This is a genomic window from Micromonospora sp. FIMYZ51 (genome assembly GCF_038246755.1).
Lineage (GTDB): Bacteria > Actinomycetota > Actinomycetes > Mycobacteriales > Micromonosporaceae > Micromonospora.
Genome location: NZ_CP134706.1, coordinates 2,941,695 through 2,956,138, shown reverse-complemented (window position 1 = coordinate 2,956,138; position 14,444 = coordinate 2,941,695). Strand labels below are relative to the sequence as shown.

Here is a 14,444-nt window from a genome sequence, read left to right as displayed (position 1 = left end):
TACCGCCAAGGAGCTGGTGCCGGTGTCCGAGGAGGACCGACTTCGCGACTACCTCAAGCGGACGATCGCCGACGCGCGACAACTCCAGCGGCGACTGCGTGAGGTGGAGGAAAAGGCCCACGAGCCGATCGCCATCGTGGGTATGGCCTGCCGGTTCGCTGGCGGCGTCGACTCACCCGAGGCACTCTGGCGCCTGGTCGCCGAGGGTAGGGACGCCATCGCCGGTTTTCCCACCGACCGCGGTTGGGATCTGACCGACCTGTATAAAACGGACAGGTACGAGGAGGGGCGCGTCGTCGCGCTCGAAGGCGGCTTCCTGCACGCCGCTGGCGACTTCGACGCGGGCTTCTTCGGCATCTCGCCGCGCGAGGCGCTCGCGATGGACCCGCAGCAGCGACTGCTCCTGGAATGCTCGTGGGAGGCGCTGGAGCGGTCCCGCATCGCCCCGGTGGCGCTGCGCGGCAGCCGCACCGGTGTCTTCGTGGGCGGCACCTCCGCCGAGTTCGCGGGCCTGCTCGGCTCCTCGCCGCTGGGCCACGGCACCCATCTGCTCACCGGCAGCGCGGGAAGCATGCTCGCCGGCCGGCTGGCGTACGTGCTGGGTCTCGAGGGCCCGACCCTGACCGTGGACACGGCGTGTTCGTCGTCGCTGGTGGCCCTGCACCTGGCGGTGCAGGCGCTGATCCGTGGTGAGTGCGATCTCGCCCTGACCGGCGGAGTCTCGGTCATGCTGACCCCGACCGCCTTCCCCGAACTCTCCAGTCAGGGCGGCCTCGCCAGCGACGGCCGGTGCAAGGCGTTCTCGGAAAAGGCCGACGGCACCGGCTGGGGCGAGGGCGTCGGCGTCCTCGCGGTCGAACGGCTCTCCGACGCGCGACGGCTCGGCCACCCCGTTCTGGGGGTGGTACGCGGCAGCGCCGTCAACTCCGACGGCGCGTCAAATGGGCTGACCGCGCCGAGCGGGCCCGCACAACGTCGCTTGCTGCTGAGCGCGCTCGAGAACGCCCGTCTGAACGCCGCTGACGTGGACGTGGTCGAGGCGCATGGCACCGGTACCACGTTGGGCGACCCGATCGAGGCACAGGCGCTGCTCGCCACGTACGGCCAGAACCGCCCCGCTGACCGGCCACTCTGGCTGGGGTCGTTGAAGTCGAATCTGGGCCACACCCAGTACGCGGCCGGTGTGGCGGGTGTGATCAAGATGGTGCTGGCGATCCGCAACGGGCACCTGCCCAGCACGCTGCACGCCGACGAGCCGACGTCGCACGTGGACTGGACCGCCGGGTCCGTCGAACTGCTGCGCGAGGGCCGCGACTGGCCGGCCGACGGCCGGCCACGTCGGGCCGGCGTTTCGTCGTTCGGCGCCAGTGGCACCAACGCACACGTCATCCTCGAGGAGGCGCCGGTCTGGGCCACCGACGAGGTCCCCGGTGCCGATGCCGTCCCCGCCCTGCCGGTGACGCCGTGGATCCTGTCGGCGCGCAGTGCGGCCGGACTTCGTGCGGTCGCGGCTCAGCTGCACACGTTCGCCGCGGCACACGAGGAGCATTCCCTGCTCGACGTCGGACGAGCGCTCGCTGAGCGTTCGCCGTTGGAGTATCGGGCCGTGGTGACGGCCGCCGATCGCGCGGAGATGCTCGACGGCTTGCGGGACCTGGCCGACGGTAGGGCCGCCGGTGCGCTCGCGGGTAGTGGTGGTGTGGTGTTTGTGTTTGGTGGTCAGGGTTCGCAGTGGGTGGGGATGGGTGGGGTGTTGTGGGAGTCGTCTGAGGTGTTTCGGGTGGCGGTGCGGGAGTGTGCGGTGGAGTTTGGGCGGTGGGTGGATTGGTCGGTGGTGGATGTGGTGCGGGGTGTGGGTGGGGTGGGTTTGGATCGGATTGATGTGGTGCAGCCGGTGTTGTTTTCGGTGATGGTGGGGGTGGCGGCGGTGTGGCGGTCGGTGGGGGTGGAGCCGGTGGGGGTGGTGGGGCATTCGCAGGGTGAGGTGGCGGCGGCGTTTGTGGCGGGGTGTGTGAGTTTGGCGGATGCGGTGCGGGTGGTGGTGGTGCGGTCGCGGGCGTGGTTGGGGTTGGCGGGGTTGGGGGCGATGGCGTCGGTGTCGTTGTCGCGGTCGGTGTTGGAGGGGCGGTTGGTGGGGTGGTCGGGGTTGTCGGTGGCGGCGGTGAATTCGCCGGTGGGGTGCACGGTGGCGGGTGAGGTGGGGTTGGTGCGGGAGTTTGTGGCGGGGTGTGTGGGTGATGGTGTGCGGGCTCGGGTGGTGGAGGGGCGAATGGTGCGGGTCATACGGGGGTGGTGGAGGTGGTGCGGGAGGAGTTGTTGGTGGGGTTGGGGTCGGTGTGTGGGCGGGTGGGGTCGGTGGCGTTTTTTCGTCGGTGACGGGGGTGTGGTGTCTGGGGTGGAGTTGGGGGCGGGGTATTGGTGGCGCAATGTGCGGGAGCCGGTGTTGTTTGAGGGTGCGGTGCGGGCGGCGTTGGGTGCGGGTGGGCGGGTGTTTGTGGAGGTGAGTCCGCATCCGGTGTTGGTGGGGTCGGTGCAGGAGGTGGTGGATGATGTGGGTGTTGATGCGGTGGTGGTGGGGTCGTTGCGGCGGGGTGAGGGTGGTTGGGGTCGGTTGGTGGAGTCGTTGGGGCGGGTGTGGGTGGGTGGTGTGGGTGTGGGTTGGGGTGGGTTGTTGGGTGTGGGTGGTCAGGTGGGTTTGCCGACGTATCCGTTCCAACGCCAGCGCTACTGGCTGCCACCGCATCAGCTGGCTGGCGATGTCTCCACGGTCGGTCTCGATGTGGTCAACCACCCCTTCGTGGGTGCGGCGGTACCGATGGCGGACGACGACGGCGTGGTGCTTACCGGCCGGCTCTCCCTGCACAGTCATCCCTGGCTGGCCGATCACCGGGTCATGGGATCCTGTCCCCTGCCCGGGTCCGCCTTCGTCGAGTTGGCGGTGCTCGCCGGTGACCGGGTCGGCGGTGACCGCATCGACGAGCTGACGATGGAGACTCCGCTGCTGCTGCCGGAGACCGGCGCGGTGCGGGTGCAGCTGACCGTCGACGCCCCCGACGAGTCGGGACGGCGCGCCTTCCACCTGCACTCGCGGCCGGAGAGCAGCACCAGCGACCCGTCCCACCTGCCGTGGACGCGCCACGGTGACGGCGTGCTGAGCAACTCCGCCCGGCAGCAGGAGCCGGCCGATCTCAGCGCGTGGCCGCCAGTGGGCGCCACGCCGGTCGAGGTGGGCGACATCTACGAGCGGATGGCCGGGACCGCGATCGACTACGGCCCGGCGTTCCACGGCCTACAGGCCGCCTGGCAGCGCGGCGACGAGGTGTACGCCGAGGTCCGGCTGCCTGCCGCCCTTCAGGACCAGGCAAGCGAGTACGCGCTGCACCCGGCACTGCTCGACGCTGCGATACAGGCCATCGGCGTGGGCCACCTGCTTCCCTCGGCCCCCGGCACCCTGTGGCGGCCGTTCGCCTGGAACGGCGTCTGCGTCGACGCGGTCGCCGCGTCGGTGCTGCGGGTCCGCCTCGCGCCCGCCGGCCCGAACGCCATCTCGCTGACGGCCGCTGATGCCGGGGGCGCTCCGGTCATCTCGGTCGAATCACTGCACCTGCGTCCCTTCACGGCCGACGAGGTCGCGGCGGGCGGCACTGCCGCCCCCGGCTCGTTGCTGGGTCTGGAGTGGCAGCCGCTGCCCCTGCCGGCCGAGCACGGGGTGGGCGCGCCGACGGTGATCAGTCCCGGTGACCTCGGCGCCCTCGCCGCAGCCGAGTTGTCCGGCCCGGTCGTCCTCGACCTGACCACGGTGGCGGGCGAGCTGGACGACCCCGCGACCGTGGCCGCTGCGGCTCGTACCGCCGCCATCGAGCTCATCGACGCGGCCACCGCGTGGCTCGGCGACACCCTGGACGAAGGTCTCACCGACCGTCCCCTCGTCGTGGCGACCCGCAACGCGGTGGCCACCCGCGACGACGAACCCGTCTGCGGCCTGGCCGCAGCCGCCGTGTGGGGGCTGGTCCGCTCGATCCAGTCGGAGAACCCGGACCGGATCATCCTGTTGGACCTCGACGACCTCGACGAGTCCTGGGCGGCGCTGTCGGCCGCCGTCGCCACCGGCGAGCGTGAGTTGGCGCTGCGCGCCGGTGCGGCGCTGGTCCCCCGCCTCACCTGGGTGTCCGACGTGGCTCCCGGCGACGACGCGCCCGGGGCGGACCTGGCCGCCGCGGATCCCGAGGGCACCGTGCTGATCACCGGAGCGACCGGTGGCCTGGGACGCATGGTGGCCACGCACCTGCTCCGCAAGCACGGTCTGCGCCGGCTCCTGCTGGTGAGCCGACGCGGCCCCGAGGCCGAGGACGCCGGTGAGTTCCAACGCGAACTGAACGACCTCGGCGGGAACGCACGCATCGCCGCCTGCGACGTCTCCGACGGCGCGGCACTGGCGGCGTTGCTCGCCACGATCGACCCCGAGCATCCGCTGACCGCGGTCGTGCACTGCGCGGGAACTGTCGACAACGGGTTGCTGGCGTCGCTGACCCCGGAGAAGCTTGACCGGGTCTTCCGGCCCAAGGTGGACGCGGCGTTGCACCTGCACCGGCTCACCAAGGACCTCGACCTCTCGGCGTTCGTACTCTTCTCCTCGGTGGCGGGCACGCTGGGCGGTACCGGGCAGGGCAACTACGCCGGTGCCAACACCTTCCTGGACGCCCTGGCACAGTATCGTCGCAGTCAGGGGCTGCCCGCCAGCTCCCTGGCGTGGGGCCTCTGGGCCGCCCGCAGCGGCATGGCCGGCCAGCTCAACGAGGCGAACCTGGCACAGACCTCGCTGCGCTGGGTCGCCCCACTGCCCGTCGACGAGGGTCTCGCCCTGTTCGACGTCGGCTGGCGCTCGAAGCAGGCGGTGCTCTTTCCGATGCGCCTCAACCGTGCCGCCCTGACCACGCAGAGCAGCCAGGCCACGCCGCCGCCGGTGCTACAGCGCCTGGTCAGGTCGGCGACCCGGCGGGCCGCGCAGACCGGTGCCCAGGATGCCGGAGCACTCAAGCAGCGACTCGCGGGCATGAACCGGGCCGACCGCTACGACATGCTGCTCTCGCTCGTACGCGGCCAGGTAGCCGCGGTGCTCGGGCACGCCTCACCCGACCAGTTGGAGGCCGATCGTCCCTTCCGCGAGCTCGGCTTCGACTCGCTCACCGCCGTCGAGCTGCGCAACCGGGTCAACGCCGTGACGGGGCTGCGGATGCCGGTCACGCTCGTCTTCGACTATCCCAGCCTCGGCGCCGTGACCGAGCTGCTCCTGGCGAAGCTCTGCCCCGACGGCGAGGGCCCGCCACCGGCGCAGCACGAGCCGCAGGAGGCACAGGTCCGGGCGGCGTTGCTCAGCATCCCCCTGGCCCGGCTGCGCGCGGCCAATCTGCTTGACGCGCTGCTCGACCTGACCGGCACCGAATCCGATGACGGCGCCTCGGGGACACCCACCTCCGACGACCGCAGCGACGAGATCAAATCGATGGACGCCGCGGCCCTGATCGAACTCGCCCTGGCGAAGAAAGAACAGATCTAGTGTCGAATTAGGGGTCGAGAATAGGGGCCCAACGTCAGTATTATTCGAAATTATCTATGCTTCGGCATGTCGCCAATCCTCAACCGGGCGGAGTTGTTGCTCATGGCCGAGACCCTTTCACCAATCCCGTTTCCGTTCCCGGAGCCCCCGTCTGTCTACGAGCTTTCCCCGGAGCTCAGCCGCATCCGCGAAGAACGGTCGGTCGCCGAAGTCACGTTGCCCGACGGCACGAGCGCCTGGCTGGTGACCCGTTACGCCGACGTCCGCAAGGTGCTGGTCGACCCGCGGTTCAGCAGTCGGGTGGCCGCCGCCATGATGGCCCTGTCCGAATCCGAGCTGGGGAAGCTCACGAACGAGTCGTTGATCGGGACGGATCCTCCGCAGCACACCCGCCTGCGCAAGCTCGTTTCCCGCGAATTCACCGCGCGGCGGGTCGAGGAAATGCGTCCACGGGTCGCTCGAATGGTCGCGGAGCTGTTGGACAGGATGGAGTCGCTGCCCCGCCCCGTCGACCTGGTGCAGAATTTCTCCCTGCCGCTGCCGGTCCGGGTGATCTGCGATCTGCTCGGCGTGCCGGCCGCAGATCAGGGGGAGTTCCACAAATGGTCCAACGGCCTGCTCGGTGACTGGACGCGAGCAAAGGAGAAGGAGGAGGCGGCGGTCGCGCTCATCGCGTACCTCGGCCGGCTGATCGTCGACAAGCGCAACAACCCCGCAGATGATCTGCTGAGCGCACTGATCCGGGCCAAGGATGACGAGGACAAGCTCTCGGAACGAGAGTTGATCGCGCTGGGCATCGGGTTGCTCAGCGCTGGGCACGAGACGACCGCTAACCAGATCAACATGTTCCTGCTCACGCTGCTGCGGTTCCCCGAGGAGTTCGCGCGGTTGCGGGCGAACCCGGACGGGATTCCCCGTGCGGTCGAGGAACTGCTGCGCTTCGTCCCGATCACCGCGACCGGGGACGGACTGCCCCGGATCACCACGGCCGAGGTCGAGGTGAACGGCGTCACCATCCCCGCCGGTGCGATCGTCATCCCCTCGCTCGCCGCCGCCAACCGGGACCCGGCCGTCTTCGACAACCCGGACCAGCTCAACCTCGACCGCGCCGACAACCCCCAGGTCGGCTTCGGCGCCGGCATACATCACTGCCTGGGTGCTCAACTCGCCCGCGTCGAGCTACAGGAGACGCTCAGCGCGCTGTTCCGCCGGATGCCCGATGTGCGGCTCGCCGTGCCCGAATCCGAACTCAGGCGCAAGTCCTCGTCGATGATCCGAGGGCTTGAGTCCATGCCGATCACGTGGTGAGCGCCATGACGACGTGGCGGGTCAACGTGGCTCAGACCTGTGCCGGCGCCGGTTGCTGCGTGGGAAGCGCGCCCGAGCACTTCGCCCTGGGCAGCGACGGGCGGTCCCACCCGTTGCGGTCCGAGGTGGCACCGGACGACACGCTGCTCGACGCGGCCGAATCCTGCCCGGTCGAGGCGATCAGCATCGTCGACACCGAAACCGGCGAGGCCGTCACGAGCTTCTGAGGCGGCGACGACGAAATGGCTCCCGACCCGTCGGGAGCCATTTCCGTGCGCGGCGGGTGCTACCGGTGTTCGGCGGTCAGCTTCTCGAGGATCGGCACGAGCTCGTTGGGCGTGGGATCGCTCAGCACCTCGTCCCGCAGTCGGCTCGCCGATTCCTGGAACGACGGCTCCGCCAGCAACCGCACCAACGCGTCCCGCAGTTGCGACTCGCTGTCGACGAACAGCCCGGCGCCGTACTCCTTCAGGTGTTTGGCCTTGTAGACGACGTCCCAGCTGCGTGCGATCAGTAGTTGCGGCACGCCGGCGCGGACCGCGGTGCTCCAGGTCCCGCCACCGCCGTAGTGCACGATGGCCGCGCAGGTGGGCAGCAATGCGTGCATCGGCACGTAGTCGACCAGCCGAGTGTTCGCCGGGATCGCCGGCGGCGCGCCGTCCGCGTCCGCTTTCAGGGTCGCCACCAGCTCGATGTCGAGGTCGGCGAACATCTCCAGCTGTGCCACCGAGAACGGGTCCCGCCCGATCTGCTCCCGCAGCGTCAGGCCGCCGGTCAGGCAGACCCGGGGCTTGGCGGCCGGCGCGTGGAGCCACTCCGGCACCACCGCAGGGCCGTTGTAGGGCACATACTGCACCGGCACGATCCGGTGCCCCAGGGGCGGCCGGCTGCTCTCCGGGGTGGGGTCGATGGTCCACTGCCCCACCGCGGTGTCCTCGGTGAACTCGAGACCGTGCCGGGCCAGCACCGGCCCCAGCCACGCCGCCAACGGGTCCACCCGCTGATCGGCGGGTTGTTCGTCCCGCAGGCGCAGGAAGGTCTCGCGCATCCCGCTGAACAGGTCGGGGCTCCAGAGCAGCCGAGCATGCGCGGCACCGACGACGCGGGCGGCAACCGGACCGGCGAACGTGAACGGTTCCCAGATCACCAGGTCCGGCTTGAAGTGACCAGCGAAGGCGATCAGTCCGTCGAGGAAGGAGTCGTTGTTGACGCCCTTCATGTAGAACTCGACGAAGGCGCGGTACAGCATTCCCTGCGCCTCCCAGGTGGCCGGCGGCTCCGCCGCGTCGCCATGGGAGAAGCCGCCCGACCAGTCCTCCTTGCTCATCTGCCGCAGCTGTTCGTGCAGGGTGTGGTCCGTGCCCAGCGGCACGGCGGTGAGGCCGGCCTGCGTGATGTCATCGGTCAACGCCGGCTGGGAGGCCACCCGCACCTCGTGACCGGCGGTACGCAGGGCCCAGGCCAACGGAATCATGCTGTAGAAATGCGATCTGTCGGAATGGGTGGCAATCAGGACGCGCATGGCGAGACCATTCTCCCTCCGTAGGGATTCACTTGGCGGACCGGACAAACTCGTCGATGGACCGACTCATGTAATCGATCATTTCCTCGGTGATTCCGGGATACACCCCAATCCAGAACGTACGATCGGTGATCGTGTCGCTGTTGGTAAGGTCCCCGCTGATCCGGTAGTTCACCGATTCGTACGCGGGGTGCCGAGTGAGGTTTCCGCTGAACAGCAGGCGGGTGCCGATGCGCCGTTGTTCCAGGTGAAGCTGGAGGTCCCGGCGGGTGAACGGGGCATCCGGCCGGATCGTGATCACAAATCCGAACCAGCTCGGGTCGCTGTCCGGCGTCGGCTCGGGCAGGATCAGGCCCGGCGTCGAGTCCAGGGCTGCCCGCAGTCGCTGCCAGTTCCGGCGCCGGGCCGCACCGAACTCGTCGATCCGGGCGAGTTGGCTGAGGCCCAGTGCGGCCTGGAGGTCGGTGGATTTCAGGTTGTAGCCGACGTGGGAGAAGACGTACTTGTGGTCATAACCGAGCGGCAGCGAGCCCAGCTCCCAGTTGAACCGTTTCCGGCACCGGTCGTCCTCCCCCGGCTCGCACCAGCAGTCCCGTCCCCAGTCGCGGTAGGACTCGACCACGTTCGCCAGTTCGACGCTGTTGGTCAGCACGCACCCGCCTTCGCCCATGGTCAGGTGGTGCGCCGGGTAGAAGCTGACCGTGCTCAGGTCGCCGAACGTGCCGGTGAGCCGTCCCTGGTAGAAGGAGCCGACGGCGTCGCAGTTGTCCTCCAGGAACCACAGCCCGTGCTCCCGCGCCAGCGCAGCGACCTCGGCGACCTCGAACGGATTGCCCAGCGCGTGGGCGATCGCGATCGCCTTGGTCCGCGGACCGATCGCGGCGGCCACCCGGTCCGCGGTGGTGTTGTACGTGCGCAGGTCCACGTCGACGAAGACCGGGACCAGACCGTTCTGCACGATCGGATTGACCGTGGTGGGAAAACCGGCGGCGACGGTGATCACCTCGTCACCCGGGTGCAGGCGACGATCACGCAGCCGTGGGGAGGTGAGGGCCGACAGGGCCACCAGATTGGCCGACGAGCCGGAGTTGGTGAGCCGTGCCTTGCGCAGCTTGAAGTAGTTGGCGAAAGCCCGCTCGAACCGGTTGGCGTAGACCCCCGAGGCGATGCGCAGGTCCAGCGCCGCCTCCACCAGCGCGGCGCGATCGTCCTCGCTGAGCACCGCGCCTGAACTCAGGATGGGGGTGACGCCGGGCACGAACGCGGCGTCGGCTTCGCGCTCGGCGTGGTACAACCGGGCGTTTTTGAGGATGCTTTCCTTGAGTTCGCTGTTCATTGACTCGCCCGCTCTCCGGTTGGCTCGCTGTCATCGTGCGGATGGCCGGGGGCCGAACACCACAGGTCGTGCAGCGTCGTCGGCAACGCCGTGCGGGGACGCCACCCGAGCGCCCGGCCCGCGAGGTTGATGTCCGCCCGCTGCCAGCTGAGGGCATTGCCTCTCGGCCCATCCGGGTACCCGCCCATGCGGACGTCGGCCGGCACGCCACTGATCTTGACAAGTGCTCCGAGCAGCGTCGCGGTGGTGGCGGCCTCGCCACGGCCGATGTTCACCACCGGAGGCAGCACCGGCGCGCGGGCCACCGCGCTCAGGCGTACTGCCTCGGCGACGTCACGGACGTCGACAAAGTCGCGCTCCTGGTGGGTGAGCTCCAGCCGCGCCCGGACGCCATGCGCCTGCGCCCGCTTGAGTTCGGCCACGGCCCGCCCCAGCATGCTCGACGCCGGCTGCCCGGGCCCTATCGCGTTGAAGACCCGCAGGACGACCGCGTCGATGCCCGGACCGCGCGCCGCCGCGAGCACCAGCCGGGAGCCGGCCAACTTGGACCTTCCGTACGCGCTTGTCGGCGTGGTCGGGGTCGACTCGGGTGTCGGTTGCCCCCGGGGCCGTGGCGCGTACTCGAGCGACGAGCCGAGGTGGATGAGCCGGGTGGGCTTCCGGCCGCCGGCCACCGCACGGGTGACGGCATCTGCGCATTCCACGTTGGCGAGTTGGAGGTCGTTCTCGGTGGGTTGCCATACCGCGCCGGCGGCGTTGACGACGACCTGCGGAGAGGTCTCGTCGATCAGCTCCTGGAACTGCGCGTACGCACCGTGCGGGCGGACCCCCACCGAGGTACATCCCGGCACGGCCCTGGCTCGGCGACTGACGCTGATCACCTGCCAGCCGTGACCGGTGAACGCGGCACAGATGTGCTTCCCGAGGAAACCGGAGCCGCCCACCACGAGCGCGAGCGGTGCGGTCACCGGTCCACCTCGGCGCAGGCCCGGATCTGATCCAGCAAGGTCGCCTGCCGGAGGATGTCGGCGGGGGTCTCCCGCGGCTCGGCGTCGTCAAGTACGGCAGCCGCGAACTCGCCAAGCACGGTGGCGATCTGGTCCTGCGGGGGTAGGCGCAGCTCCTGCACGCGGTCTTGCTGTTCCAGCCTGAGCAGGGGTTGCCGGGTGGCAGGCGGCGTGTATGCGCGCTCCAGGATGATCCGGCCTCTGCTGCCCCAGAGCGAGTAGTCGCATCGGTAGTAGTGGTCGAAGCCGAAGGACAACTCCGCGGTAGCGCCGTCCGGCGACTGGAGGAGTACGTTTCCCTGCACGTCCACCCCGTGGCGTGGATCGACGCGCAGCACGGCGCCGCGCGGGCGCAACCCCTGACCGAGGAACATCTGGGCCGCTCGGATCGGGTACACGCCGACGTCCAGCAGGGCACCGCCGCCAAGTTCCGCCCGGTATCGCACGTCCGTGTCGGGCAGCGGCGGGAAGCCGAACGCCCCGCTGAAGGTCCGTACCTCGCCGATTTCGCCCTCGTCGACGAGTTGGCGTACGGCGGCATGCTGCCCGTGATAGATGAACATGAAGTTCTCCATCACCCGCAGCCCCGAGGTCCGGGCGAGATCGAGCATCCGCTCTGCCTCCACCCGGGTGACCGCGAAGGGCTTCTCGACGAGGACATGCTTGCCGGCCGCGAGGGCACGCATCACCCACGGCCCATGCAGCGCCGTCGGCAGCGGGATGTAGACGGCATCGACGTCAGCGCGGTCGAGGAGGCGGTCGTAGCCCTCGACCGCGTCCCCGCCGAATCGGTGGGCGAAGGCGTGCGCCCGGTCGGCGGTTCGGCTCGCCACTCCGACCAGCCGCAGCCGGGGTTCGGCGACGACCGCCGGCAGGACCCGACGCCAGGCGATGTCGGCACAGCCGAGCACGCCCAGGCCGATCCGCCGCCCGGCCGGCCCGCCGCTCACCACAGGGTGTTCACGCAGCTGACCACGCTGCGTGCCTCCACGTTGAGGTAGTGACTGTGCCGCAGCAGCCGGATGAGCTGATGCAGCGTCACCCAGCAGAACTGGGACGGCACCTGGACCGGAAAGTCGTCGCCGGCCTCGACGACCATGTACCGGTTCTCCGCGTGGTAGAAACGCCCGCCCTCCTCGGAGTGCACCTGGTCGTATCGGATCCGGCTGGAACCGGTCGATCCCAGGACGTAGTCCAGGTAGGTCGGCCGGTGCTGGGGCGGGAATGCCGTATAGCTGTCCGGGATGCACTGGACCGTCGGCCCGATCTCGACGGTGTCGAGGTGGCCGTGCTGGATCCGCGCCTGGACGAGGAAGTGCAGAACCCCGTCGATGATCTTGGCGATGATCGCCACCACGCCCCGCCCGCACGGCGCGAGCATCGGTTGCCGCCACCGGGCCACCTCGCGGTTGTCCGCCGTCACGTCGACGGCGACGACCCGAAAGTGCCTTCCGCTCTCGTGGGCGATCTCGTGCTCGGAACGATGCCACTGAGGCAGGCCCCGCAGCGGCACCCGGCGGGCCGTGAGTCCGTGCCGGGTCTTCGCCTCGGTGAACCAGCTCAGCACGTCCGTGGCGGAGTTCAGCGAGCCGGGTACCGCCGACAGCGACCGGACGAGCGCGGCCGAGAAGTGGTCCCCGCCGGTGGCCCGCGGGGCGCTCATCGGCTGCGATCCGGCAAACGGGATGCAGGACAGGACGGTCCGCGCATCCATGTTCACCATGTTGTCGAACCGGAGCAGCTCCTTGATCTCGCTCAACGAGCACCAGTAGAAGTCGTCGTCGGGGGGCACGTCATCGGTGGTCTCGACGATCATGTTGCGGTTCCGCTTGCCGAGGAACCAGGAGCCCTGCTCGGATTGCAGGACGTCCACGAGAACCCGGCTGGCGGCGCGCTCGACGAAATACTCCAGGTACTTGGTCGGGCTGCCGCGGTGCACCCGACTGTAGTTGCTGCGGGTGGCCTGGACCGTAGGCGAGATCTGTAGGCCGTTGATATTGCCTGGCTCGGCCTTTGCCTGCATGAGGAAGTGCAGGACACCGTCGATCTCCTTGGCCAGAATGCCGAGGATCCCGATCTCCGGCTGGTTGATGATCGGCTGCCACCACTGCGGCACGGGCCCTCGATCGGTCTGAACGTGCAGGCCCTCGAAGGCGAAGAACCGGCCACTCTGGTGCACCAGGTTGCCGGTGGCCTCCTCGAACCGCCAACCATGAAGCTCCGCGAGCGGAATCTTCTCCACCTGGTGGGTCACCGCCCGGCGACGGCCGGCCAGCCAGCTGCGCAACCCCGGTGACAACGCTGGTTGGGCGGTGGCCAGGGAAGACTCGGTGAACCGGCACACCGACCGCGAGTCCTCGGTCCGCAGCAGCCCGTCGGCCTTCGAAGCTTGAACGAACACGGATTCTCCTCACACTCAGCGCGGGTGTGGGTGCTATGCGGCTACGTCCAGCGGAAGCTTCTTCGGCCCGATCAGGCTCATGGGGTGGTAGAAGTCGGTTCCCGCCCAGTCGACGGTCACCTCGCGGTACCGGTCCAGGATCATGTTGAGCGCGATCCTGGATTCCAGCCGGCTCAGCGGGGCCCCGAGGCAGTGATGGATGCCGTGGCCGAAGCTGACGTGCCGGTTGGGGTTGCGGTGCACATCGAACACGTCCGGCTCAGCGAACTGCTCGGCGTCCCGGTTGGCCGACACGAACCACAGGGTCAGCACGGACCCGGCCGGCAGGACCGTTCCACCCAGCTCGACCTCACGGGTGGTGATGCGCGGCACCCGCACGGTCGGTGGCCGCATGCGCATGGCTTCCTCGATCGCCGCAGGCACCAGCGCCCGATCGGCGCGCAGCTCGGCCCACAGGTGCGGGTTGCGGTCCAGACACAGCACCGTATTGCCGAGCAGAGCCGTCGTCGTCACGTGACCGGCGACCAGCATCAGCGCAATGAATCCGACGATCTCCGCGTCATCGAGCCGCTCCCCGTCCTCGCTCGCCTGGACCAGCTTGGTGAGCAGATCCTCACCCGGCCGGGCACGACGCTGTCCGATCTGGTCGAGCAGGAAGGCGTTCATCTCCCGCGCCAGGAGCTTGAACTCCGCCGTCTCCTCCTCGGTGGGCAGCGACCGCTCCTTGGTGTTGTTGTTGAGAATCGTCTCCGTCCAGTGCAGGAACTGACCCCGCGTATCGGCCGGCAGACCGAGCATTTCGGCGATCACCGTCACCGGCAGCGGGTAGCCCAGATCCGCCACCATGTCGAACCGGTCTTTACCCTTTACCGCGTCCAGCAGATCCGCCGTGACAGCGGTGATCCGGGGCTCGAGACCGGCGATCAGCCGAGGCGTGAACGCCTTGCTCGCAAGGGTCCGCAGGCGTCGCTGCTCGGGCGGATCCAGGGCGATGAACATGCCCTTGCTGAGCAGTTCCAGATCAGGGTCCGAAGGGATGAGATGCCGAAAGTCGCTGGAGTATGTCGCGTGATCCGTCAGGGCCGCCGCCACGTCGGCGTACGAGAAGACGTTCCAGGTGCCCGGCAGTTCCGCTGGGCTGACCGGCTCGGTATTGCGCTTTTCCTCGCACCACTCGAGCAGCGATGTTAGCGGCTCCGGCGAGATGGAGTCCGACACCGTTCCGGTTTCTGCCATCGGAAATCAAACCTCCACGCCTAGGTGGTTACGACGGTGCGCGTCTGCGTGAAAGGTATCGGCGTGCCGTGTTGGGC

The 14,444-nt window shown here is 69.1% G+C and carries 9 protein-coding genes; 3 read left to right on the top strand and 6 right to left on the bottom strand.

Annotated elements, in window-relative coordinates; translation table 11 throughout:
• The first annotated feature begins 22 nt into the window (after window positions 1-22).
• From QQG74_RS13805 to QQG74_RS13795, 3 genes are all read left to right on the top strand, one after another.
• Window positions 23-5,557, top strand: a complete 5,535-nt coding sequence (locus QQG74_RS13805) for a type I polyketide synthase (RefSeq protein WP_341720677.1) — start codon at window positions 23-25, stop codon at window positions 5,555-5,557.
• A 66-nt stretch (window positions 5,558-5,623) separates the two neighbouring features.
• On the top strand, window positions 5,624-6,865 hold the full coding sequence (locus QQG74_RS13800; protein ID WP_341720676.1) for a cytochrome P450: 1,242 nt from the start codon (window positions 5,624-5,626) through the stop codon (window positions 6,863-6,865).
• 5 nt (window positions 6,866-6,870) lie between these two features.
• A complete protein-coding gene (locus QQG74_RS13795) occupies window positions 6,871-7,092 on the top strand; it encodes a ferredoxin (protein ID WP_341720675.1) in 222 nt (73 codons plus the stop codon).
• A 59-nt stretch (window positions 7,093-7,151) separates the two neighbouring features.
• On the opposite strand, the gene QQG74_RS13790 is transcribed toward QQG74_RS13795, so the two are convergent.
• The 6 genes from QQG74_RS13790 to QQG74_RS13765 are packed head-to-tail and all read right to left on the bottom strand — an operon-like array spanning window position 7,152 to window position 14,367.
• On the bottom strand, window positions 7,152-8,387 hold the full coding sequence (locus tag QQG74_RS13790) for an activator-dependent family glycosyltransferase (protein WP_341720674.1): 1,236 nt from the start codon (window positions 8,385-8,387) through the stop codon (window positions 7,152-7,154).
• 28 nt (window positions 8,388-8,415) lie between these two features.
• Complete coding sequence (gene rfbH / locus QQG74_RS13785; protein WP_341720673.1) at window positions 8,416-9,723, bottom strand: lipopolysaccharide biosynthesis protein RfbH; 1,308 nt, start codon at window positions 9,721-9,723, stop codon at window positions 8,416-8,418.
• A complete protein-coding gene (locus tag QQG74_RS13780; RefSeq protein WP_341720672.1) occupies window positions 9,720-10,691 on the bottom strand; it encodes an NAD(P)-dependent oxidoreductase in 972 nt (323 codons plus the stop codon). The genes rfbH and QQG74_RS13780 overlap by 4 nt, the downstream gene beginning before the upstream one ends.
• Window positions 10,688-11,680 (bottom strand): Gfo/Idh/MocA family oxidoreductase, encoded by a 993-nt coding sequence (locus tag QQG74_RS13775; protein WP_341720671.1) that lies wholly within the window; start codon window positions 11,678-11,680, stop codon window positions 10,688-10,690. The genes QQG74_RS13780 and QQG74_RS13775 overlap by 4 nt, the downstream gene beginning before the upstream one ends.
• The gene (locus tag QQG74_RS13770; RefSeq protein ID WP_341720670.1) at window positions 11,677-13,131 is read right to left on the bottom strand and encodes an NDP-hexose 2,3-dehydratase family protein; all 1,455 of its coding nucleotides are present in this window, start codon (window positions 13,129-13,131) and stop codon (window positions 11,677-11,679) included. Before QQG74_RS13770 ends, QQG74_RS13775 begins: the two co-directional genes overlap by 4 nt.
• A gap of 33 nt (window positions 13,132-13,164) precedes the next feature.
• Window positions 13,165-14,367: a cytochrome P450 gene (locus QQG74_RS13765; protein WP_341720669.1), complete on the bottom strand. Its 1,203-nt coding sequence runs from the start codon at window positions 14,365-14,367 to the stop codon at window positions 13,165-13,167.
• Between the last annotated feature and the right edge of the window lie 77 nt (window positions 14,368-14,444).

Excerpts from the sequence above, each read along its gene's own strand:
- QQG74_RS13765 (WP_341720669.1), bottom strand. The coding sequence starts at position 14,367 with ATGGCAGAAACCGGAACGGTGTCGGACTCCATCTCGCCGGAGCCGCTA.
- QQG74_RS13800 (WP_341720676.1), top strand. The coding sequence starts at position 5,624 with ATGTCGCCAATCCTCAACCGGGCGGAGTTGTTGCTCATGGCCGAGACC.
- QQG74_RS13790 (WP_341720674.1), bottom strand. The coding sequence starts at position 8,387 with ATGCGCGTCCTGATTGCCACCCATTCCGACAGATCGCATTTCTACAGC.
- rfbH (WP_341720673.1), bottom strand. The coding sequence starts at position 9,723 with ATGAACAGCGAACTCAAGGAAAGCATCCTCAAAAACGCCCGGTTGTAC.
- QQG74_RS13795 (WP_341720675.1), top strand. The coding sequence starts at position 6,871 with ATGACGACGTGGCGGGTCAACGTGGCTCAGACCTGTGCCGGCGCCGGT.